This window comes from Janthinobacterium sp. HH106 (genome assembly GCF_001758725.1).
In the GTDB taxonomy this organism is placed as follows: Bacteria; Pseudomonadota; Gammaproteobacteria; order Burkholderiales; family Burkholderiaceae_D; genus Janthinobacterium.
This window is the reverse complement of the sequence record NZ_LRIC01000061.1, coordinates 61,246-81,876: the sequence shown is the minus strand read 5'-3', so window position 1 is coordinate 81,876 and position 20,631 is coordinate 61,246. Positions and strand designations below refer to the sequence as shown.

The window sequence follows — 20,631 nt, the reverse complement described above, 5'->3', positions numbered from 1 at the left end:
TATGTTTAGATGCATTCTGCATGTGTAAAAATATGCGTTCAAGTGGAATTAATGCATAATTCCTTTGCAAAAATGCACAAGGAGAACAAAGTGCTCGATTGGGACAATGTACGGGTCTTCCTGGAACTGACGCGCAGCGCGGGACTCGTCGACGCGGCGAAAAAGCTGGGCATCGACCATTCCACCGTGTCGCGGCGCATGCGCAAGTTCGAGGAGCAGGTGGGCACGCAATTGTTCGACCGCAATTACGTGGGCTACCAGCTGACGCCCGAGGGCCACCGCCTGATGGAATACGCGGAAACCATGGAAAGCACGGTGTTTGCCGCCACCGAGGAATTGGGCGAACACAACCGATTGCTGTCGGGCCAGGTGCGCCTGGGCGCTACCGAGGGCTTCGGCGCCATCGTGCTGGCGCCCCACCTGGCGCAGTTTTGCGGACGATACCCGCACATCAGCGTGGACCTGATCGCCGTGCCCCGTTTCGTCAGCCTGTCCAAGCGCGAGGCGGACGTGGCCATTTCCATCGAACGGCCCCTGTCCGGCCCGTATGTCGTGACGAAGTTGTCCGATTACCGGCTGAAACTGTACGCCACGCCAGGCTACCTGGCGCGCCACGCAGCGATCACCAGCGTGGCGCAGCTGGCGCAGCACCCGATCATCGGCTATGTGGACGACCTGGTCTTCAGTTCGGAGCTGCGCTACATGGACAACGTGGCACCCGATTCCCTGCGCGCGTTTCGCAGCACCAGCGTCATCGCCCAGTACCACGCGGCGCGCGCGGGCCAGGCACTGGCGATCCTGCCCTGCTTCGTGGCGCAGCAGTCGAACGAACTGGTGCCCGTGCTCGACGGCGAGATCGACCTGCTGCGCGCCTTCTGGATGATTTCGCCCAGCGAGCGGCGCAACATCGCCCGGGTCAGCGCCCTGTGGAACTACCTGCGCAGCGCCATCGATTTGAATCACGCCTATCTGATGGGCGAGACGGCCACGCCCAGCTGGCCAAGCTGACTGCGCGCTACACTATCCTGTCGCCACATACTAATTAGGATAATGCCATGCTGATGGATGCAAACCAGGCCGTTTTGGTCATTGTCGACCTGCAAGGCCGTTTGATGCCGGCCATCCACGACGCCGGCCTGGTGCTGGCGCAAAACCTGCGCCTGGCCAGAATCGCCCACCTGCTCGACGTGCCCGTGCTGGGCACGGAACAGAACCGCCAGGGACTGGGACCGAACGTGGAAGAGGTCGCCGCCCTGTGCGAACGGACCTTGCACAAGACGCATTTCGGCGCCTGTGCCGACGGCTTGCAGGCGATCTTGCCGCCCGGACGCAAACAGATCGTCGTCACCGGTTGCGAAGCCCATGTGTGCATGCTGCAGACGGCCATCGGCCTGCTCGAGCTCGGGTATGACGTCATCATCGCCATCGACGCCGTCGGTTCGCGCCAGGCCGCCAGCCGCGACGCGGCGCTGGCGCGCCTGGGCAAGCTGGGCGCGCAGCTGGTGACGGTGGAAATGCTGGCCTTTGAATGGCTACGCGACTGCAAGCACCCGCGTTTCCGCGAGGTATTGGCACTGATCAAATAAGCACTCCTTTACGCAGGATCAAGCCCATCGGCTGCCCATTTGCTAGCTTGGTAACAGCGCCGCCACTGCGAGCGGCGCAGTTGTCCAACCGAGCTGGAGAACCATCATGGCCTATATCCTGCGGGGCAAGCTGTGCGGCTTGATCTGTGCCGAGTGTCCTGAACCGTTGTCGCACGTCATCGTGCGCCTGTACCGGCCGCGCGAATCGCAAAATGTCACGGCCCTGGCCGTGGCCAGCGCCAAGGAAACCTTCGCCATCCTCACCGACGAGGAAGTGCAGGCGAAAGCACCGTTTTTGCTGGCCGAAGCGCGCACGGATGACGACGGCAACTACAGTTTCACCCTGGAAGGCGATTACCAGGGCGAGGCCGTCGAAGTCGATATCCTGTGCCCTACCGTGCCGCATTTGAAACCGGGGCCGAAAGACCCCGTGCCGCTGCAGTTTTCCATCACCACCATCCAGCCCCGCTGGCGCCAGGTCGACAACGATTTCGTCGCCATCTGGGATTACTGCCTGCCGCAGCGCTTCTGGTGCCTGGTGCGCGCCCGTTTCGGCGCCTGGACCATCTGCGGCCGGCTGCGCACCTGCGATGCGCCGCACACGCCGATCGCGGGTGCCACCGTGCGGGCGTTCGACGCGGACTGGCTGCAGGACGATGCGCTGGGCATTGCGGTGACGGACACCAGCGGGCGCTTCCGCATCGATTACCTGACGTCGGACTTCACGCTCACGCCGTTCTCGCCGTTCATCAACGTGGAATTTACCAGCGGCCCCGACGTGTATTTCACGGCGCAGCTGGGCAGCGTCACCATCCTGTCGGAAACGCAGGCCAACGGCCGCCAGCCGGGACGCGAGAACGTGGGCCACTGTTTCTGCGTGGAATTATGCTCGAAAGACGTCTTGCCGCCCGACGTGGAAGGCGTGCCCCACTGGCAGCAGGTGGAAGTGTTCGACATCCACCCCTTCCCCTCGCTGGCGGGCTTTTCCGCGCAAGGCTATGCGGGCGGCGCCGGCGCCTCGTACGTGTTCGCCGGCGGCGTCACATTGAAAGGCAATTGCCCGCTGCGCAATAGCGCCATCCCCGCCAATCCGCTCGAATACCGCTTCCTGATCGGCGAATGGACGTGGCCGGGCGGCAGCGACGACCCGACGGCCTTGCCGACGGTGCCGCCCGCCAGCCTGGCGCCGCTCACGCAAATCCTCGGCACGCTCGTCGGCTATGTGTTTTATACGAACGGACTGGGCCTGGCCGACTCGGCGCAGGTCATCATCGATGCGGGCGACTTGAAACCGGGCGGCTGGATACGGGTCGACGGCAAGCAAGTCACCGTGGACATGCGCAATGGCACGACGGCCATCGTCATCGTGCAGCAGAATATCTTCCTGCGCACCTTCGACCTGCTGACCGTGAATACGCCCGCCATCACGAGCCTGCATCCGGCCAAGCTGCCGGGCGGCTTGCCCATCCTCGACGCGGGCCGCAGCCTGACGGCGGCCGAAAGCGAACCGATACGCCGCTACCGCATGGGCTTCGAGGTGCGCGATGGAAATACCCTGGCACTGGTGGCCACGGATGGGCTCGACTCCATCGTCTTCGACAACTCGCCCGTCATCGTGGCGCTGGACCTGGAAGAGTTGCGCAGCAATGCCTGCAACCCCATCGCGGGCGGCCTCGTGCATATCCTGTACACGATCGACCATCCGCATTTGCGCTTTTTCAATATCACGATTTCCAACAACAACGGCATCCAGCATCCGCCGCCACCGCTGCCGGCCGCCAGTTTTACGCCACCGCCGCCGCCCAGCAATTATCTGTTCCGCGGCGGCGCGGGCGGCCCTCACCTGTCGGGCAACAACGGCGGCTTCCCCGTCAACGTGGCGCTCGATCCGCCTTGCGCCTACCGCGTGGCCATCGCGTGGCAGACGCGGCATTACCTGGCGTCCAGCCACAGCATTGACAGGCTGTACTGCAAATAGAACAGGCTTGACTCAGAAATAACGTACCCAAGCCTGTGTTGAGGTGCGCTTGTAATTGGCAAACGCGCGGCAGGGAAAGTACAGCACGGGCATCAGCAGCAAGGCCAGCAGCCACACTTGCCAGATGTGCCCGACGCCATAACGGCTACCGTGATTGGCGCCCAGCAAGGCCGTCAAGGTCAGGCCGATGGCCAGCAGCAGATACAGGTGCAGCAAGTAATAGAACATGGGCGCGCCGCCAAAGGTGGCGCAAGCCCGCGTGAACCCGTTATCGACGCTTTCCAGCCAGGCCAGGCCCAGCAGGCCCAGGCCCAGGGTGAACAGCAAAAAGTCCAGCGACGGCGGATATTTCGTGAAGTTCAGCACGCTCATGGCCGTGCGCAAGGCCGTGTCGCCCGCCACCCACGGCAGGGTTTCGCCATACAGATTGAAGCCGCGCAGCAGGCCCAGCAGAAGCAAGCTGCCCGCGCCCAGCGCCAGCAGCCAGCGCCGCCGTGCCTTGGCAGAAAATGCACGCGCATACAGGGGACCGGCCGCATAGCCGAGCACGATCACGCCTATCCACGGCAGCAGCGGATAGCTGACCTTGATCTGCATGGCGCCGTCCGCCACCAGATAGCCGCGTTGCAGCAGCACCGTCAGAATGTAATAGCCAAGGCTGCCCTGTTCCGCGCGCAAACCGGTCATCAAATGCTGACCGGCGATAATCGCCACGCCCAGCACGAGCAGCACTTTCAAGGGCAGCTTGTGCAGCACGGCCAGCGCCATCATGGCCAGGCCGATGACCCAGATCACCTGCAGGTACAGCACGGCGGGCGGAAACGCCCCGCTCCACGCGAAATTGACGAACACCAGTTCCAGCACGACCAGCAGCAAGCCCCGCTTGAACAGGAAACCGCTAGCACTGCGAGGACCGGCGGCCGGATGCGCGTACAACCAGGCGGACAGTCCCGTCAGGAAAACGAACATGGGCGCGCACACGTGGGCCGCCAGGCGCGTGAAGAACAGGGCCGGATCGACGTGGGCCGCATCCATGGGGTCGCTGACCTGGTGATGTAAAAAGACGGTCTCGCGCACATGGTCGAACAGCATGATCAGCATGACGAGGCCGCGCAGCACGTCGATGACGGCGATGCGGGTGCGCAGGGTGGCGGAGGAAGTCAGTGGAACAGTCATTGGTTGATTTATAAAAACTTTAGTGAGTCGGCAGTGTTATTTCACCCCACCAGCAAAATCTGGGGTCAGACCCGCCGGGTCTGACCCCGGCTCTATGCTGCTGGGTTCGAACAATGATGTGGCATGTACAGAGCCCCACAGTTAAAACCGGTAATGGGCATTCAAGTTCACCATGCGCTCCGCCCCCGGCGCCACCCACAGCTGGCTGTAGGAACTCGCATAGTAGCTGCGGTTGAACAGGTTTTCCACGCTCAAAGCCAATCGCAGTCTGGCGTTGGGCGCATACGACGCCAGCAATCTGGCCGTCGTATAGGCCGGCAGGGTAAATTGGCTGCTGACGGCCACGTCGCCCAGCCGCTCGCCCACGTATTGCACACCGCCGCCCATGCTGGCCGTGCCCGTGGCCAGCGCGAACTGCTGCGTGGCCAGCAGGTTGGCGCTGTGGCGCGGCACGTTGGCGAAGCGGCTGCCCGTCACGATCGTATTGTCGCCGCACGTGACGGTGGCGTTGGTGTAGGCATAGGCGCCCGAGACGCGCAAGCCGCGCGCCAGTTCGCCCGACACGTCCAGTTCCAGGCCCCGGCTGCCCACCTCGCCCGCCGCGATGGCGAAATCCGTGTTGGCGGGATTGGTCGTGAGCACATTGCTCTTGCGGATGTCGTACACGGCCACGGTGCCCGTCAGCCTGCCCGTTTCCAGCTTCGCGCCCAGTTCATACGAACGGCTGCGCTCGGCCGGAAAAGCCTGGTTATCGATGCTGATGCCGCTGTTGGGCCGGAAACCCTTCGCCGCGCTCGCATACAGCGACCACATTGTCGACGGCTGGTACACGAGGCCCGCGCGGGGGCTGGTGGCCGACAGCGACTGGCGATTGCGCGTGTTCAGGCGATGGTTCGCCACGTCCTGCGTGTAACTGTCGCGGCGCATGCCGAGCAGCGCCTTCCATCGGGCGCCCAGGTCGATCTGGTCCTGCGCGTACAAGCCGCGCGCCTGCTGTCCTTCCTGCGTGTCGATGGAAAGGGCCAGCGGATCGGCCCTGCCGCCATACACAGGATTGAAAATGTCGATGGCATAGGCGTTGGCGGCCGATGGATTACGCCGCAGCTGCACCCGGTGGTCGTCGAAATGGTAGGCGTCCACGCCGGCCAGCACCTCGTGCGCCAACGCGCCCGTTTTGAACTTGCCCAGCAACTCGACGCGGGCGGAGACGTCGGTGGCCGAGAAATCGCGGTGGCGGCGCTGCCGGTTCAGGGTACGGCCATCGGCCAGCAGCTTGTTCGCCTCGGTCGAATAACCGCGCAATTCGCTGTCGCGGTAGGAAGCACCCGCCTGCACAGTCCAGTCGTCGGACAGCGCATGGTGGATAAACAGCTGCTGGCCCAGCGACTTGACCGTCATGGGGCCGTCGCCCGGTTCGCCCAGGAAACGCGACACGGGCACGGCCCCCAGCTTGCCGTTCACGGCCACCACGCCCCGGTCGAACGGCGCGCGCTGGCGCACCGCTTCGATTTCATACGAGACGGTCGTGTGCTCGCCCGCCAGCCAGATAAACGAGGGAGAAAACAGGCTGCGCTCGACTTTCACCGTATCGCGGAAGCTGTGCCCCTCCTCATGCGCGGCGTTCAAGCGGTAGGCGACGGTGTCGCTCAACGGTCCCGTCAAGTCCAGCGCGGCGCGGCGCGTCTGGAAGCTGCCCAGCGCAACATCGGCGCTGTATTCCGGTGCGAACTTCGGCTTTTTCGTCGCGATGTTCACCGTGCCGCCCGGCTCGCCCCGGCCGTACAGGGCCGACGCGGGGCCTTTGAGCACTTCCACATTCTGCGTATTGCCGCCGTCGCGCATGCCGTTGTAGCCGCGGCTGGAACTGAAGCCGTTGACCATGTAGTCGGAACCGAAATTCGGGTCGCCCGTGAAACCGCGCATGGCATAGCTGTCCCACAGGCCGCCCAGCGGACTTTGTTTTGAAATACCGCTGGCCAGGTCCAGCGCACCGGCCAAGGTCGTCACGCCGGCGTCGCGCAGCAGGTCGCTGGTCAGCACGCGCACGCTTTGCGGCAAGTCCATCAATAAAGCGTCCGTCTTGGTGGCGCCCGTGGCGGACAGGCTGCGGTAGTGCTGGCGCTCGGCCTTGACGGTAACGACATCGCCGGCCTGCACATTATCGATTGCCAGTGACCAGGGGCTGGCGGCGGCAAGTAACAGCGCCACGGGGCGGCGTAAAAACACGGGCATGGAATTCCTGACGAAGGCGCAAATCAATGCAATAGGCTTGCATTATAATTGATAATCAATTCTCATTAAAGCCTTCATGAATAATCTGCGCCAAAAACTCCACGAACACCTGCACCTTGGCGGCGCGCAGCTGACGCGGGTGGAACAGCGCCCACAAATCCGGTCCCCGCGTGCGGAACGGCTGCAGCACGGGCACCAGGGTCCCCTCGCGCAAAGGCTGCAGCACGGAAACGGATAGCGCCTGGACGATGCCGCAACCGGCCTGGGCAGCGGCGATCATCGATTCGATATGGTCGAAAGACAAGGCCGCGGCCGGCGTGTGGGCGTACGGCTCGCCTGCTTCCCCATCCTGAAACAGCCAGGGCCGCACCTGGCGCGCTTTCGGATACAGGAAATGCAGGCAGGCAAACTGATCCAGTTCCTGCGGCGTGCGCGGCACGCCATGCCGGGCGATGAAGGCGGGGGAAGCGCAGCACAGATAATCCATGGTCAGCAAGCTGCGCGCCACCAGCGACGAATCCTGCGGTTCGCCGATGCGCAGCATCACGTCGATGCCCTCTTCCACCATGTCGACCAGGCGGTCGCTGACCGTCAGGCGCAGGGAAATGTCGGGATAGGCGGCGGTAAAGCGGGGCAAGGCGGGCGCCATCAGATTGCGGCTCATGCTGCTGGGCATATCCACGCGCAGGCTGCCCGAGGGTTTCCCGGCCGCCTGTTCCAGACTGGATTCCAGCGCCGCCATGCCGGCCAGCACCTGGCGCGCCTGCGCGTGGCACTGCTGGCCTTCGGCCGTGAGCGACATGCTGCGCGTCGTGCGCTGCAAGAGGCGCACGCCGAAATGCTTTTCCAGCGCCGCCACCTGGTTCGTCACGGACGAGGTGGAAATGCCCAGGCGCTGCGCCGCCTTGCTGAAGCCGCCCGCCTCGACCACGGCGCAAAACACCTTCATCGCTTCCAGCCTGTCCATGTATTTCCCTCCTTTTTGCCTATGATTATCCACGATACTGAAATAGTGCATCGGGCCGCGCCCCGTTTTTCTTTATTCCCTTCCCGCCTAGACTGGGGGCATCAACCACAGGAGAACCCCATGCAAGCCCTCGTCCTCACCAGCTTCGCCACCCGCATGACCATCGAGCAGCTGCCCGTGCCGCAGCCCGGCCCCGGGCAAGTCCTCGTGCGCATCGCCGCCAGCGGCGTCAATCCGCTCGACACGAAAATCGCTGCCGGCGCCGCACCGCACGCCCGGCCCAGCCTGCCCGCCATCCTCGGCATCGACGTGGCCGGCACGGTGGAAGCCGTCGGCGATGGCGTGACGACTTTTCACGTTGGCGCAACAGTGTATGGCATGGCGGGCGGCATCGGCGGCATCCAGGGTTCGCTGGCCGAGTACGGCGTCTTCGATTCCGCCCTGCTGGCGCCTGTGCCGCAAGGACTGAGCCTGCGCGAGGCGGCCGCCCTGCCCCTCGTCTTCATCACGGCCTGGGAAGGGCTGGTGGACCGCGCCCACGTGCAGGCGGGCGACAGCGTACTCGTGCATGGAGGCGCGGGCGGCGTGGGCCACATGGCCGTGCAGCTCGCCGTCGCCCTGGGCGCGAAGGTCTCTGCCACGGGCAGCGCCGCCAGCCGCGCCGCCATCGAAGCGCTGGGCGCGCGCTTCATCGATTACCACACCAGCACGGTCGATGACTACGTGGCCGAGCATACCGGCGGCGCCGGCTTCGACATCGTCTACGACACGGTGGGCGGCGCCACCCTGGATGCCAGTTTCAAGGCGGCACGCATGTATGGCGGCCACGTCGTCAGCTGCCTCGGCTGGGGCACGTTCGCCCTGAGCCCGCTGACGGCGCGCGCGGCGACTTACTCGGGCGTATTCACCCTGCTGCCCCTGTTGAGCGGCGAGCATCACGCGCGCCATGGTGCTATTCTGCGCGCAGCCAACAAGTTAATAGAGACGGGCAAGCTGCAGGTGCGGCTCGATCCACGCCGCTTTAGCTTGCGCACGGCACACGAGGCGCATATGGCACAGATGGACGGCAGCGCGCGCGGCAAGCTGGTGGTGGATGTGGCGGATTGACTGCCGGCTTGTTTCTCAAGCGCGCAAGCGCTAATATACAAGCATTAACTTGCATATTTTAGTGAGGCGAAAATGCTGCGTGAACAACTGGAAAAACTGCTGGCGCAGGGCCGCGACAGCGCCCTGCTGCGCTTTGGCCTGGGCGACGCCTGCCTGAAAGACAATGACGCCGAGCAAGCCGTCATCCACCTGGCGCAGGCGACGCAACAGCAAACAAGCTATTCCGCCGCCTGGAAACTGCTGGGCAAGGCCCTGCTCCAGCTGGACAGGCTGGATGAAGCGCAGGCTGCCTGGACCACGGGCGTCACAGTCGCCCAGCAGCAAGGCGACCTGCAAGCCGTCAAGGAAATGACGGTGTTGCTGAAACGCCTGCAAAAACAGCGGCAGGCGGCACAGTAAAAACGGCTTAGTGCGCGTGCGCCGCGCCCTTCGCGTCAAGAGGCAAGGCGACGTCCCGTTCCTTCGCCAGGCGCTTGGCCAGCAAGCCGCCCGCTTCGGCCGCATAGGCGCGGCAGGCGTTGGCGTCGATCAGGGGATTGTCCGTGCCGCTGCGCCTGGCCGCCTTGCCCAGCACGTCCGTCGTGCCCGGATGCACGGGGATGATGATGTCGCATGGCAAGGCCGCCACCTTGGCGATGCTCGCTTCGAACGAGGCCGAAATGTCGGGCGTGCCGCCTTTGCCCGCGCCCTTGCCCGTATAGCGGAAATCGCCGCTCGCATACGGGTTCAGGCTGTCCGCGTACACCACGTTCAGGCAGCGCGCATCTTCGCATGAGGTCCAGGTCCACGTCGTGCCGCCAGGCGTGTGGCCCGGCGTCATGTGGGCCGTCAAGCTCAACGGTCCAACCTTGACGGTATCGCCCTCGCCCACGAGGCTGACCTTGCTTACCTTGGCCACATGCACGACGGGATTGGCCTGGTATTGCGGGTCATCCTTGCCATTCGTGCCGCTTTGCAGGCCCAGGGCGCCCGAGGCGCTGGCCATCACGGTGGCACCGCTCGCCCGTTGCAGCGCGGCAATACCGCCCGCATGGTCCCAATGGGCGTGCGAATTGAGGATATATTTCACATCCTCGATGCGAAAGCCCAGCGCCTTGATGTTCGCGATGATCAGGGGCGCCGATTGCGGCAGCGCGCCGTCGAGCAGGATATGGCCCTGCGGGCTCGTCACCAGCACGGCGGACAGGCCGGCCGTGCCCACATACCAGCTATTACCATAGATATTGAACGGCTTGACGGGCGCATTCCATTCCTTGCAATTGTCACAATTAACAGGTTTATCCTGCACCGGGGCCGGCGTTTTTGCCTGCACCGTGCCTGCCGCCATGGTCGCAACCGTAGCCAGCATCAACTTCGCCAATAGTGTCATTGTCATCTCCAGAGTGTAAAAAGAAGGGCGCCCGCACTGGCGCGCCCGGGGGGGGGTATCAATGCATGGGGCCTGGGCTCCCGGCCAGGGTGTCGCGGATGTGGCCCGCGTCGAGCGAGCGCCGCTGCGCGCCGTCGGCATCAAGCAGCACCACGGTGACGTGCTTGCCGCCGCTGCGCATGCGCATGGTCAGGCAGCTGCCCGCCTCGTGGCTGCTGCCCGTCTTGGACAATAAAATATCCCAGCCCTTGCCGCCTACCAGCGGATTCGTGTTGCGCAGGGTGCGGACCTTGCCATTGACGGCCACGCTGGCTTGCGGATGGCTGGTGATGCGCGCGATGTCCGGATAGCGCGCGGCCGCCGCGACGATCCTGGCCACCTCGCTGGCTGTGGACGTGTTCGCCGGCGAACTGCCGACGGGGTCCGTCAGGGTGGTGCGGCGCAAGCCCAGGCTGCGGATCTTCGCTTGCAGGGCCTGCTGAAAAGCCGCACTGCCGCCGGGATAGGTGCGCGCCAGCGCGGCGGCGGCGCGGTTTTCGGACGGCAGCAGCGCCAGTTGCAACAGCGCGCCGCGCGACACGGTCACGCCATCGGCCAGCAGGCTGCGGCGCTGCAAGGATGCATCGCCATCGGCGCGCACGATGCGCAGCTGTTCGTCGGGGTCGAGGGCCGCGTCGAGCACCACCATGGCCGTCATCAGCTTGGTGATCGAGGCGATGGGCACGACGGCGTCCGCATCTTTCGCCATCAGCACCTGACCCGTGCTGTCGTCAAATACCAGCATGTGTTTCGCGCTGACGGGCAAGTCCAGCATCGCGACGGCGGCATCGGCCAGCATCGTCCCGTTGACGGCAGGCTTGCCCTGCACCTGCAGCAGCAAGGTGGCGCAGGCCAGCAGCAAGGCGGGCACGGCCAGTTTCCAGCCGGCTGTGTCGGCGCCGGGCGCCATCAGCCGTTCGATACGCGTGAGCAACGCCCCGCCCCGGGCCGACATCAGCAAACCGGGCTGGCCCGGCGCGGCAGCGTGCAGGGACAAGGCATGCAGCGCCGTGGCCAGCTGCTGCGGGTCCTGCAGCGCCTGCGCGGCCAGGGCGTCGGCCACCTGTTCCCGCTCGGTCCGCATGCGCGCTGACAGCCACCAGACGACGGGGTGAAAAAACAGCAGCGCCTCGGCCACGCTTTGCAAGAGGTTGACCAGGTAATCCCAGCGCCGCACGTGCGCCAGTTCATGCGCCAGCAGCGCTTCGAGCAAGGCGACGGGCATGCCGCTCAGTAAGGCGGCCGGCAGCAGGATGACGGGGCGCCAGAAACCCACCGTGACGGGGCTGGCCAGTCCTCCATGCAGCTTCAGCGGCACTTTCCGACTGCCGTGCAAGCCCATGCGCAAGGCCAGCGCATCGAGGCGCGCCTGCCAGATGACCGGGGCAGCGACGGCCTGGCGGCGCAGCTTGCCGACCCAGGCCAGGCCCAGGCACAGGCGCAAGCTCATCAGGGCGACACCAGCGCTCCAGGCCAGCACCAGGGCCGGCATCCACGCTTGCAGCGCGCCGCGCCAGGCGGGCGGCGCGGCCACCGGCAGTTGGGCAGGAGATATGCCGGAAAGCAGAGAAAGCAGATGGACGGCGGGAATACACAGGCACAGCAGCAGCGCCAGCGCGCAGACGGCATAGCGCCAGCGCGCGCTGGCATGGCGCAGCAGCCAGAGCAGGACGGCGGACACGGCACCGACGATCAAGCCCTGCCAGACAAAATACAGCAAGACCCAGCCCAGCGCAGGGACCAGATTGCCCACATCGATGCCGAGGCGCATGTCCAGGTTCATGGCTGTTTGCCATCCTTGCTTCGCAGGATTTTTTCAATTTCCAGGCGTTCCGCGTCGCTCACGTGCTCGCGCAGCGCCGTCAGCACGAGCGCCTTGCCGGAACCGGAAAACACCTTGCCGATCAAGTCCTTGAGCAGACTCGTTTGCAGCTTTTCCTGCGCCTCGACGGCCGCATACAGCTGCGGCCGCTGGCTTTCGTCGCGGCTCAGCAAGCCCTTGCCATGCATCAGCTGCAACTGGCGCAGCACGGTGGCGTAACTGGCGTCGGCACGCTCTTCGGCCAGGGCGTCGTACACGGCGCGGGCGTCGGACGGACCGCGCCGCCACAGGATGCGCAGCAGATCCAGTTCGGCGGCCGTGGGATGGGGAGTGGAGGTATTTTTTAACATGACGCTAGAATACCTATTCTAGAACTCGATGTCTAGAACTTTTTTTCTAGCGCATGTCTGACTAAAAATCGCGCAAGCGGTCAAACAAGGCATACAGCGCCGCCACATCCGGCAGCGGCACTTGCGCCAGCACCTGCTCCAGCGCCACATAGATTTCATCGCGCTCCACCGTTTCGATGACGCTGGAACGCCGCTCGATCTGGTTGAACACGCCGACATAGGCGGTGACCATCTCCTGCGCCATGGCTTGCGCCGTCCCGGCATCGTTCGCGCCGTCGAGCGTGCGCGCCGTGGTCAGCAGCTTTTTATACGCCTGCGCGGCTTTTTTGGCATACGCCGCCGCAATGTGCGCGCGGCCATCCCAGTCGCGGAACGGATTGTCCAGGTTTTCCGCCAGCCATTCCGGCTTGCGCGGCCGCGTCACCGACAAGTCCAGGCCCAGCACCGCCGCCTTTTTGTACTTGGCCTTGATGGTCTTGGCGGCGTCGACCGGCAGGCTGGTCAGGCACAGGCTGGACAAGGCCGGCAACTGCGCCGGCGCGGGGAAGTCGTCGGCACCGTAGCCGAACAGTTCATACGCGGTGAAGGAGCGCAAACGGTCCAGTCTGGCGATGCTGGCCAGGTTTGACGCCAGCCCCGGCTTGCCCCACACGGTCAGGTCCGTCAGCAAGGGGAAACGCTGCGCCACCATGTCGAAATCCACGGCCGGCATGGCGCTCAGCGACAGGCGCGCCAGCTGGTCGAGGCCGTGGAATGGCGCCAGGGCGCCGGAACACTGCAGGCGCAGGAGGCGCCCCGCATGCGGGTCGTCGATGCGCAGCGCGGGCGACGGCGCGCCATTCAGTATCAGGGTGCTCAAACCCTCGTTCAGGCGCAGCGAGCGCAAGCCTGCGGCATGCACGACGAGGCGGCTGACATTGCTGTTGCGCAAGTCGAGTTCGCCCTCCGTCGAGGATTGCCAGTGCACTTCGTTGATGATGGGGTTGCCGTTGATGTAGGCGGCCAGCGCCGCGCTGCCGTGGCGCGTCTCGATGGTCGTCAGGCAAGGCAGCTGGTCCAGTTCGGACAGGTCGCCGATCGCCTGCAGGATATCGTCGCCGATGCGGCTCGTCTTCTGGCGCACGGCCTGGCCGCCGACCATCACTTCCTCGCTCGATGCCGCCTTGAAGCGCTGGCGCCGGGCAGGGTCGACCTGCTCCCAGCGGTGCTGGCGCCAGACGCTGTCGCCCACGTGCCAGCCGCCGCTGTAGCTTTTCACTACCGTCTCGACCAGCGGCGCCACATTGGCCACCAGGGTGTAATGGCGCGGCACCGTCGCGCTGGCAAAGCTGTGGTCGTGGCGCTTGTTCCAGAAATAGTAATCGCACACCAGGGGACGCATCGCCTGCACGGCGTGCGCATCGGGCAAGGTGTCGCCCGTCCAGTCCAGCTGCAAAATGGCGGCCAGCGGGGCGCTGCCGGACGCGGCATCGTCGATGGCCGTGACCTGGCAAGCCACATACTGCTGCAGCCTGTGCGAAAACACACTGTAGATATCTCCAACCTTGGCAAGCACGCTGATTTCCTTGTAGCAAACAATGAGGCCAGCACGATAGCAAAGATTGGCGGCGCGCGGCGTACGCACCGCCTGAGTGCCTGCCCTGGTCAGTCCGCGTGCAGCTTGTGATGCATGCGGCGCAAGCCCAGCCAGACGGCGGCCGCCACGAACGGCACCAGGGCGCCGACGAGGATTTCCGGATTCACGGGCAGCCCCAGCACCTTGGCCGCCTTGCCCGTGTAGCTGAACAGGCCGATCACGTAGTAGGAAATGGCCGCCACGGACAAGCCTTCCACCGCCTGCTGCAAGCGCAGCTGCTGGGCCGCGCGGGCGTTCATCGATTGCAGGATTTGCCGGTTCTGCAATTCCTGCACGATGCCCACGCGCGTGCGCAGCAAGTCGTTGGTGTTGGCAATGCGCTGCGCCATCGCTTCCTGGCGGCTGGACATCGCTTCGCACGTATTCATGGCGGGCGTCAAACGGCGGTCCATGAATTCCTCGACCGTGGGGATGCCCTCGATGCGTACTTCGCGCAGCTCGTCGATGCGCGCCTTGACGAGCCCCATATAGGCTTTCGAGGCGGAAAAACGGTAGCTATTGTCGAGCGACAGCTTTTCTATGCGGGCCGCCAGGCGCGTGATGCGGTCGAGCAAGGCTTGCTCGGAGACGCCCTCATCGCCGGCTCCTGGGGCGTCGTCCGTATCGACCATGGCGGCGGCCAGGGTCGCCAGTTCGTTCTCGATGGCATTCAACGATGGCGCCGCCTGCATGGCGTAGGGCAAGCCCAACAAGGCCATCATGCGGTAGGTTTCGATTTCCAGCACGCGCTGCACCAATCGGCCCGCCTGCTGCGAGCGCATGCCCGCGTCGCGGATGACGAAACGGCTGAAGCCGTCGGACTGGATGGTGAAATCCGTCCATAATTCGCCGCCCTGCAGCACCTTGCTGCCGGCCAGGGTATTGCCCTCGAAGACGCGCGACAAGCCTTGCATGAAGATCTCGGCCGGCTCCGTCGCCTGCTCGAGCACCACGTGGGCCGCCACCATCAGCTTGCCCTTCAAGCCCACCAGCCATTGTTGCGGCAACTGTTCCAGGGGCATGCGCTCGAACGCCTGCTCCAGTGGCAAGGCGGCGCCCGGATGTTCGGCGAAGGTAAACGTGGCAAATTCCGTATGGCATTCCCATTTCAGGCGGAAGCGGCCAAAGTCGTAATAAAAATACTTCGCTTCAGCAGCGGGCGGCGTGACGCCGAAATGCGTGCACAGGGCCGCCAGGGTGGCGTGCTGGGCCGCCATATTCGACGCACCGGGCGCCGCGCTGTCATCTTTATAAACGGCAAGATGAGTGATCAGCTCGGGGGCGTCGAGCTGCAAGAACGGCCGCGAGTGGATTTCCGCAGCCAGCGGCACGCGCAAGGCGTGGTTCAAACTGGAGTTAATCAAGTGCATGATAGCCAAAGGTAAAGTTGCAAAACTGCTTAGACCCGCGCGCGTGCTGTGCTGCCCGCAGCGGGGGTCTGATTGTCACAGTGTAACAAAGCAGAATGCATGCCATCCTTTTCCAGGCCGCCTCATATTGTTTTGATAATTCCAGCCACGCCCTGCCCCGCCCCTTGCCGGCTGCCCAGCCACCAGAATGCGGCGGCCAGCACGACGGCCGAAGCCTGTCCCAGCGCCAGTTTGAATGCGCTGTCGAACAGCAAGGGTGCGACAAAACCGGACACCAGCGCAAACACCAGCATTTGCACGAAATTCTGCAGGGACGCGGCCAGGCCGCGCATCTGCGGGAAGATGTCGAGCGTGGACATGGTCATGCCCGGCAAGGCCAGCGACATGCCGAACGCGTACAGCATCACGGGCACGACGGCGAACGGGATGCTGGCGGCGAACCAGTGGTTGTAAGCAATATTGATGGCCCCCGTGGCCGCCATGGCCAGCAAGCCCCAGCGCACCAGCACGGTGCTTTTCACCACGTGGGCCAGCTTGCCCGACAACGCCGAGCCCAGCACCAAACCGGCCACCATGGGGATGAACATCCAGCCAAACGCCGTTTCCGGCAGATGCAGTAATTCCAAAATAAAATGCGGGGCCGAGGCGATATACAGGGCAAAGCCGCCAAAGGCGAAGGCCACGGCCAGCGAACGCAAGAGGAAAGCCCGGTGGCGCAAGGCCAGCCAGTAATTGCGCGCGATGTTGCCTGGGTGGAAGGGTTGGCGTTGCTCGACGGCTAAACTTTCCGGCAAGCCTTTCAGGCAGGCGAGCGCCAGCAGCACGGTGACGGCAAAGGTGAAGACGAACGTCGATTGCCAGCCGTAGGCCACGTGCAGCCAGCCGCCGATGATGGGGGCGATAGCGGGGGCGATGCCGAACACCATCATGATGTTGGCCAGCATCTTTTGCGCGGCCGCGCCCGACAGACTGTCGCGCACGATCGCTTGCCCGATCACCCTGCCCGCTCCGGCCGAAGCGCCCTGCATGCCGCGGAAGAACAGCAGCCAGCCAAAGCTGGGGGCGAAGGCGGCGCCGATGGAGCCCACGGCAAAGATCAGCAGCGAAGCGAGAATCACGGGACGGCGGCCGAACGAGTCGGACAAGGTGCCGTAGAACAAGGTCATGAAGGCATAGGCGGCCAGGTAGACGCTCAGGGTCTGCTGCACCAGCACGCTGCTGACGTCGAAATGCGTGCCGATCGCGGGAAACGACGGCAGGAAGGTATCGGTGGCGAACGGGCCCAGCATGGCCAGACCGGCCAGCACCAGGGTCAGGTTTCTGGTTTTCATGCGCCCGCCTGCACAGCATATTGGCGGCGCAAGCCGTCGAGGGCCGCCAGCGAGAACGCGGCGACATGCTGCGCAATGCTGGCGGTGCCAGTCTCGTCATAGGTAATTTCCGGCGCCACCAGTTCATGCACGATTCGCGAACGGGCATAGAACACAGCCTGGCCAATCACGCTGAACACGCATTTCTGCACCACGTCCGCCGGCATGGCCTCGCCCACCACGCCACGGATCAAGCCTGTAAACAGGGCGTGGTGCGCGCGCACATCGCGGTCTGCCAGCATGTGGATGGCGGACGTGGGTTCGATCAATTCACGCGCCACCAGGCGGCTGAACAGCGAAGCCGCTCCCGGGCGCAGCATGTCGAAGACCATCGATTCTATCGCCAGGCGCAACTGTTCCACGGGCACCACGGCCGCCGCTGGGCCTGCCTCCGGCGCGGCAGCGGCCGAGGCACGCGCCAGCGCGCGCGCATGGTCGAAGGCGGCCAGGTACAGCTCTTCCTTGCCATGAAAATAATAGTTAACCATCGCCACGTTGACGTGGGCCGCCTCGCAGATCCTGCGCACGGACGCGAGCTTGTAGCCTTCGTCGGCAAACAGCTGGACCGCCGCCTGCAGAATGCGCGTGCGCGCCGTTTCGACTTCTTCTGTCATGCCATTCCCATCATTTAAACATCTGTTTAATATTATCCAGTATTGTATCAAACAGCTGTTTAATTTTCAAATGGACGCAAAAAAGCCCGGCGAACCGGGCTTTGCAAGGGCATTGCCGTAGCTTAGTGCTTCATCGCCGGCATCGCAGTTGACGTCGAGGTGGCGCCCAGCGGACGCGCCACGGCATTGACTTCGATGGTTTCGCGGCGCTTGTCCTCGCCTTCGACGACCAGGGTCAGCGGGATCTTGTCGCCCGCCTTCACCTGCCCTTTGAGTTCCAGCAACATGACGTGGTAGCCGCCCGGTTTCAGTTCGACGGCTTTGCCGGCTGGCAAGGCGATTTCCTTGACCTGGCGCATGCGCATCATATTGTCCGTCATGCTCATTTCATGGATTTCCGCCACGCCGGCCACGGGCGAGCGCACTTCCAGCAGCCGCATGGCTTTCGGCGCCGTGATCTGCATGAAGGCACCCGTGGCTTTTTGCTGCGGTACGGTGGCGCGCACCCACGGGTCGGTGATCTGCACGGAAGTCTGGGCAGCGGCGGAGAAGGACAGCACGGTCAGGGCCGTGGCCAGCAGGGTTTTCAGATGGGTCATGATCATTTCCTCGGTAGTTATAAGGTGTATTTCGATTTCATCAGGGTCTTGATGTCCTGCACGCATTCATCGCCCGTCAGCTGGTGCTTCAGGCCCAGGCGCATGCGCCCCTCGGTGTCGAGCACGTAGCTGATGGCCGTGTGGTCCATCGTGTACGAACTGCCGCTCGGCACGCGGCGGTAGAAGACCTTGTAATTGAAGGCCGTCTGCGCCGTGTCCTTCGGGTCCGTACGCAAGCCCAGGAAGCTGGGGTCGAAGGCCCGCATGTATTCGCCCAGCAACTCGGGCGTATCGCGCTCGGGGTCGATGCTGATGAAGATCACTTGCAGTTTATCGCCATCGGCGCCCAGTTTCTGGCGGATTTCCAGCGCGCGCGACAGGGCTGTCGGGCACACGTCCGGGCATTGCGTGAAGCCAAAGAAGACCATCACATACTTGCCCTTGAAGTCGGCCAGGGTGTAGACCTTGCCGTCGGGGCCGCTCAACTTGAAGTCGGGCTTGTAATCGCCTCCCGTCAGGTCGAGGCCGTTGTAATGGGGTTTCGGCGCTTGTTCGCAAGCGGCAAGCGTGAGCAATCCCGCCGTGCCGGCGAGAAGGAAAAGACGACGTTTCATGGCATTCTGGCCCGATGGGCGTAGTGGAGACGGTTAAGACGTGGAAGGTATGACTGCTGCGTTCAGGCAGCCGAAGGCGGACCGCGCGGACTGGCGGCCAGCCACGCGAACGGCGCTTTGGGCGCCTGGTAAAACAATGGCGGATAGTGATCGTGGCCCGTGATGACGGCCAGCGGCGAGGATGAGGACGGCGGCAAGCCCACGCTGCCCGCATGGCTCATGCAGAACGGGCAATGTTCGATGTGGTGCAGCACGGAATCGGTGGTGGATCTGGCGGCTGGCGCCAGGTCCGCCTGCGTATAGACGGCGCCGCTGGCCGAACAGATTTCGACGGCGGCATTGTTCGCGTTCGCGTGCCGCGAGGCAAACGCATACGACAGGGACGGCGACAGCGCATTGAGCAGTATCGCCAGGCAGGCGAACCACATATGCCACTGTTTGCGTTTCAATAAAGATCCCATGGCCCCGATTATAACGGAGTCTGGCTATCCGGGCGCCTGTCCCCGCAGGAACAGGCTGGGGCGCACGCCCGCCACGTCCACGCAGGCGTCGCAAAACGCGGGGATCGAGGCAAAGCCGGAACCGGCCGCCACCTGCGCCAAGTCGCGCTCGCCGTCTTCCCCGTCGGCGCCCGCTTGCGCCGCCGTGTGCAGCGCGTGCGCCAGACGCTGTTCGCGCACCAGGCTAAGCAATGCCTCGCCCTCGGCAAACAGGCGGGCACGCGCCTTGTGCGGCGTCACTTGCCACAGGGCCGCCAGGCGCGCCGCCGTCCATTTGCCTTGCGGCGTATCAAAGATGTGCTGCGCCAGCGCCTGGCTCCAGCGCTTGCCGCCGCCGTGGCCGCCATCGGGTTCATCGCCTTCCAGCGCCAGCGTGAACACGGCAGGCTTGCCCCGCCCCGGCATCACGTCGCAGGCAAAGCGCAAGAACGCGGGCACGACGAAGCTGTCGCCGCTGGCCAGCTTCTTGGTGGCGATTTCATTATGCAAGGTGACGAAACCCTGGCGCACGGTGACGCGCAGCCGGAGCGGAAAGCGCAATCCCAGCAAGTGCAGAGGATGATCGGAAACGAGTGCCATGCGTCAATTCAATGTCATAAGCCAGCCGCCAGCATGCCACACATCGCGCAAGCAGTCTGTCATCACAGCGACGCTACGCCATAACGGCGCAAGCCATCGAGGTCGACGACGCGGATCGACTGGTAGGCGATGCTGATCAGCTTGAGTTCGGCCAGATGGCCCAGCGCCTGGTTCACGCGCTGGCGCGAAATGCCGGTCAGCAAGCCGATTTCTTCCTGCGACAGCTCAAGCACGCGGGAAGTGCGCGGGTATAACATGGGGTGGAACAGCTGCGCGATCGCTTGCGCCACCTGCGCGTCGACGGCCAGCAGGCGCTGGTTCTGGATGGTGGCGATGAATTGCCCCATGCGCTCGTTCAGCTGGCGGATGACGAAGGCATTGAAGGAAAGGCTCTCGGCCAGCAGCAGATGAAACAGGTCCACGGGCACGAGGATGATGCTCGATGCGCGCACGGCCACCACGTCGTAGCGGCGCAGTTCGCGCTTGAGCACGCTGCCCTCGCCGCTCCAGCCGCCGGCCGGCACGCCGGAAAACGTGGCGCCGCGCCCATCGGCATTGTAGACGGCCAGCTTGATCAAGCCCGTGTGCACGCCGATCCAGTGCGCCGACGGTTCGCCGCGCCGCGTGATGAAGGCGCCCGCCTCGAAATGCCGGAGCACGCTGCCGGCGCGCAACAGAGTCTGATGCCGCGCGTCGAGGGCCGCGAACCAGTCGTGGCTGTCAAGTTCCAGCATTGCAAGGTCT

20 protein-coding genes are annotated in these 20,631 nt (G+C 64.3%); 5 read left to right on the top strand and 15 right to left on the bottom strand.

Features of this window, described 5'->3' with window-relative positions; all coding sequences use genetic code 11:
- The first annotated feature begins 90 nt into the window (after nt 1-90).
- The 3 genes from JAB8_RS23860 (at nt 91) to JAB8_RS23850 (ending at nt 3,564) form a co-directional block, all read left to right on the top strand.
- Entirely contained in the window at nt 91-1,008 is a 918-nt protein-coding gene (locus tag JAB8_RS23860; protein WP_070291733.1) for a LysR family transcriptional regulator, read from the top strand.
- 47 nt (nt 1,009-1,055) lie between these two features.
- Nucleotides 1,056-1,586 carry an isochorismatase family protein gene (locus JAB8_RS23855; RefSeq protein WP_070291713.1) on the top strand — a complete coding sequence of 177 codons (531 nt, stop codon included), beginning with the start codon at nt 1,056-1,058 and terminating at the stop codon, nt 1,584-1,586.
- A gap of 106 nt (nt 1,587-1,692) precedes the next feature.
- A complete protein-coding gene (locus JAB8_RS23850; RefSeq protein ID WP_070291712.1) occupies nt 1,693-3,564 on the top strand; it encodes a hypothetical protein in 1,872 nt (623 codons plus the stop codon).
- 12 nt (nt 3,565-3,576) lie between these two features.
- Here JAB8_RS23850 and JAB8_RS23845 read toward each other — a convergent pair whose 3' ends face one another.
- From JAB8_RS23845 to JAB8_RS23835, 3 genes are all read right to left on the bottom strand, one after another.
- Nucleotides 3,577-4,740 carry a heparan-alpha-glucosaminide N-acetyltransferase domain-containing protein gene (locus JAB8_RS23845; RefSeq protein WP_070291711.1) on the bottom strand — a complete coding sequence of 388 codons (1,164 nt, stop codon included), beginning with the start codon at nt 4,738-4,740 and terminating at the stop codon, nt 3,577-3,579.
- A gap of 141 nt (nt 4,741-4,881) precedes the next feature.
- On the bottom strand, nt 4,882-6,972 hold the full coding sequence (locus tag JAB8_RS23840; RefSeq protein WP_070291710.1) for a TonB-dependent siderophore receptor: 2,091 nt from the start codon (nt 6,970-6,972) through the stop codon (nt 4,882-4,884).
- 55 nt (nt 6,973-7,027) lie between these two features.
- Nucleotides 7,028-7,939: a LysR family transcriptional regulator gene (locus JAB8_RS23835; RefSeq protein WP_070291709.1), complete on the bottom strand. Its 912-nt coding sequence runs from the start codon at nt 7,937-7,939 to the stop codon at nt 7,028-7,030.
- A 120-nt stretch (nt 7,940-8,059) separates the two neighbouring features.
- Here JAB8_RS23835 and JAB8_RS23830 point away from each other — a divergent pair, with 120 nt between their 5' ends.
- Together JAB8_RS23830 and JAB8_RS23825 are read left to right on the top strand one after the other, a co-directional pair.
- Entirely contained in the window at nt 8,060-9,046 is a 987-nt protein-coding gene (locus tag JAB8_RS23830; RefSeq protein ID WP_070291708.1) for a zinc-dependent alcohol dehydrogenase family protein, read from the top strand.
- Nucleotides 9,047-9,118: 72 nt separating this feature from the next.
- On the top strand, nt 9,119-9,445 hold the full coding sequence (locus JAB8_RS23825) for a hypothetical protein (protein ID WP_343216116.1): 327 nt from the start codon (nt 9,119-9,121) through the stop codon (nt 9,443-9,445).
- A 7-nt stretch (nt 9,446-9,452) separates the two neighbouring features.
- Here JAB8_RS23825 and bla read toward each other — a convergent pair whose 3' ends face one another.
- The 12 genes from bla to JAB8_RS23765 form a co-directional block, all read right to left on the bottom strand.
- On the bottom strand, nt 9,453-10,394 hold the full coding sequence (bla, locus tag JAB8_RS23820; protein WP_254679584.1) for a subclass B3 metallo-beta-lactamase: 942 nt from the start codon (nt 10,392-10,394) through the stop codon (nt 9,453-9,455).
- A 79-nt stretch (nt 10,395-10,473) separates the two neighbouring features.
- Entirely contained in the window at nt 10,474-12,237 is a 1,764-nt protein-coding gene (locus JAB8_RS23815; RefSeq protein WP_070291706.1) for a M56 family metallopeptidase, read from the bottom strand.
- Nucleotides 12,234-12,626 carry a BlaI/MecI/CopY family transcriptional regulator gene (locus tag JAB8_RS23810; RefSeq protein WP_070291705.1) on the bottom strand — a complete coding sequence of 131 codons (393 nt, stop codon included), beginning with the start codon at nt 12,624-12,626 and terminating at the stop codon, nt 12,234-12,236. Before JAB8_RS23810 ends, JAB8_RS23815 begins: the two co-directional genes overlap by 4 nt.
- Nucleotides 12,627-12,687: 61 nt before the next feature.
- Complete coding sequence (locus tag JAB8_RS23805) at nt 12,688-14,181, bottom strand: hypothetical protein (protein ID WP_070291704.1); 1,494 nt, start codon at nt 14,179-14,181, stop codon at nt 12,688-12,690.
- A gap of 89 nt (nt 14,182-14,270) precedes the next feature.
- Nucleotides 14,271-15,611, bottom strand: coding sequence for a DUF3422 domain-containing protein (locus tag JAB8_RS23800; RefSeq protein WP_070291703.1), 1,341 nt, complete (start codon nt 15,609-15,611; stop codon nt 14,271-14,273).
- Nucleotides 15,612-15,733: 122 nt separating this feature from the next.
- Nucleotides 15,734-16,942 (bottom strand): multidrug effflux MFS transporter, encoded by a 1,209-nt coding sequence (locus JAB8_RS23795; protein WP_070291702.1) that lies wholly within the window; start codon nt 16,940-16,942, stop codon nt 15,734-15,736.
- On the bottom strand, nt 16,939-17,595 hold the full coding sequence (locus tag JAB8_RS23790; protein ID WP_070291701.1) for a CerR family C-terminal domain-containing protein: 657 nt from the start codon (nt 17,593-17,595) through the stop codon (nt 16,939-16,941). The genes JAB8_RS23795 and JAB8_RS23790 overlap by 4 nt, the downstream gene beginning before the upstream one ends.
- A 122-nt stretch (nt 17,596-17,717) precedes the next feature.
- Nucleotides 17,718-18,194 carry a copper chaperone PCu(A)C gene (locus tag JAB8_RS23785; protein WP_175445244.1) on the bottom strand — a complete coding sequence of 159 codons (477 nt, stop codon included), beginning with the start codon at nt 18,192-18,194 and terminating at the stop codon, nt 17,718-17,720.
- A 17-nt stretch (nt 18,195-18,211) separates the two neighbouring features.
- On the bottom strand, nt 18,212-18,808 hold the full coding sequence (locus JAB8_RS23780) for an SCO family protein (protein ID WP_070291700.1): 597 nt from the start codon (nt 18,806-18,808) through the stop codon (nt 18,212-18,214).
- A gap of 62 nt (nt 18,809-18,870) precedes the next feature.
- The gene (locus JAB8_RS23775; RefSeq protein WP_227742147.1) at nt 18,871-19,257 is read right to left on the bottom strand and encodes a DUF2946 domain-containing protein; all 387 of its coding nucleotides are present in this window, start codon (nt 19,255-19,257) and stop codon (nt 18,871-18,873) included.
- A gap of 36 nt (nt 19,258-19,293) precedes the next feature.
- Nucleotides 19,294-19,887, bottom strand: coding sequence for a hypothetical protein (locus JAB8_RS30035; protein ID WP_070291699.1), 594 nt, complete (start codon nt 19,885-19,887; stop codon nt 19,294-19,296).
- Between the two features lie 62 nt (nt 19,888-19,949).
- Nucleotides 19,950-20,621: a Crp/Fnr family transcriptional regulator gene (locus tag JAB8_RS23765; RefSeq protein ID WP_254679583.1), complete on the bottom strand. Its 672-nt coding sequence runs from the start codon at nt 20,619-20,621 to the stop codon at nt 19,950-19,952.
- Nucleotides 20,622-20,631: the final 10 nt, after the last annotated feature.

What these genes read in the sequence shown, in the direction of transcription:
- JAB8_RS23855 (WP_070291713.1), top strand. Translation starts at nt 1,056, where the DNA reads ATGCTGATGGATGCAAACCAGGCCGTTTTGGTCATTGTCGACCTGCAA.
- JAB8_RS23850 (WP_070291712.1), top strand. Translation starts at nt 1,693, where the DNA reads ATGGCCTATATCCTGCGGGGCAAGCTGTGCGGCTTGATCTGTGCCGAG.
- JAB8_RS23845 (WP_070291711.1), bottom strand. Translation starts at nt 4,740, where the DNA reads ATGACTGTTCCACTGACTTCCTCCGCCACCCTGCGCACCCGCATCGCC.
- JAB8_RS23840 (WP_070291710.1), bottom strand. Translation starts at nt 6,972, where the DNA reads ATGCCCGTGTTTTTACGCCGCCCCGTGGCGCTGTTACTTGCCGCCGCC.
- JAB8_RS23835 (WP_070291709.1), bottom strand. Translation starts at nt 7,939, where the DNA reads ATGGACAGGCTGGAAGCGATGAAGGTGTTTTGCGCCGTGGTCGAGGCG.
- JAB8_RS23830 (WP_070291708.1), top strand. Translation starts at nt 8,060, where the DNA reads ATGCAAGCCCTCGTCCTCACCAGCTTCGCCACCCGCATGACCATCGAG.
- JAB8_RS23825 (WP_343216116.1), top strand. Translation starts at nt 9,119, where the DNA reads ATGCTGCGTGAACAACTGGAAAAACTGCTGGCGCAGGGCCGCGACAGC.
- bla (WP_254679584.1), bottom strand. Translation starts at nt 10,394, where the DNA reads ATGCTGGCTACGGTTGCGACCATGGCGGCAGGCACGGTGCAGGCAAAA.
- JAB8_RS23815 (WP_070291706.1), bottom strand. Translation starts at nt 12,237, where the DNA reads ATGAACCTGGACATGCGCCTCGGCATCGATGTGGGCAATCTGGTCCCT.
- JAB8_RS23810 (WP_070291705.1), bottom strand. Translation starts at nt 12,626, where the DNA reads ATGTTAAAAAATACCTCCACTCCCCATCCCACGGCCGCCGAACTGGAT.
- JAB8_RS23800 (WP_070291703.1), bottom strand. Translation starts at nt 15,611, where the DNA reads ATGCACTTGATTAACTCCAGTTTGAACCACGCCTTGCGCGTGCCGCTG.
- JAB8_RS23795 (WP_070291702.1), bottom strand. Translation starts at nt 16,942, where the DNA reads ATGAAAACCAGAAACCTGACCCTGGTGCTGGCCGGTCTGGCCATGCTG.
- JAB8_RS23790 (WP_070291701.1), bottom strand. Translation starts at nt 17,595, where the DNA reads ATGACAGAAGAAGTCGAAACGGCGCGCACGCGCATTCTGCAGGCGGCG.
- JAB8_RS23785 (WP_175445244.1), bottom strand. Translation starts at nt 18,194, where the DNA reads ATGACCCATCTGAAAACCCTGCTGGCCACGGCCCTGACCGTGCTGTCC.
- JAB8_RS23780 (WP_070291700.1), bottom strand. Translation starts at nt 18,808, where the DNA reads ATGAAACGTCGTCTTTTCCTTCTCGCCGGCACGGCGGGATTGCTCACG.
- JAB8_RS30035 (WP_070291699.1), bottom strand. Translation starts at nt 19,887, where the DNA reads ATGGCACTCGTTTCCGATCATCCTCTGCACTTGCTGGGATTGCGCTTT.
- JAB8_RS23765 (WP_254679583.1), bottom strand. Translation starts at nt 20,621, where the DNA reads ATGCTGGAACTTGACAGCCACGACTGGTTCGCGGCCCTCGACGCGCGG.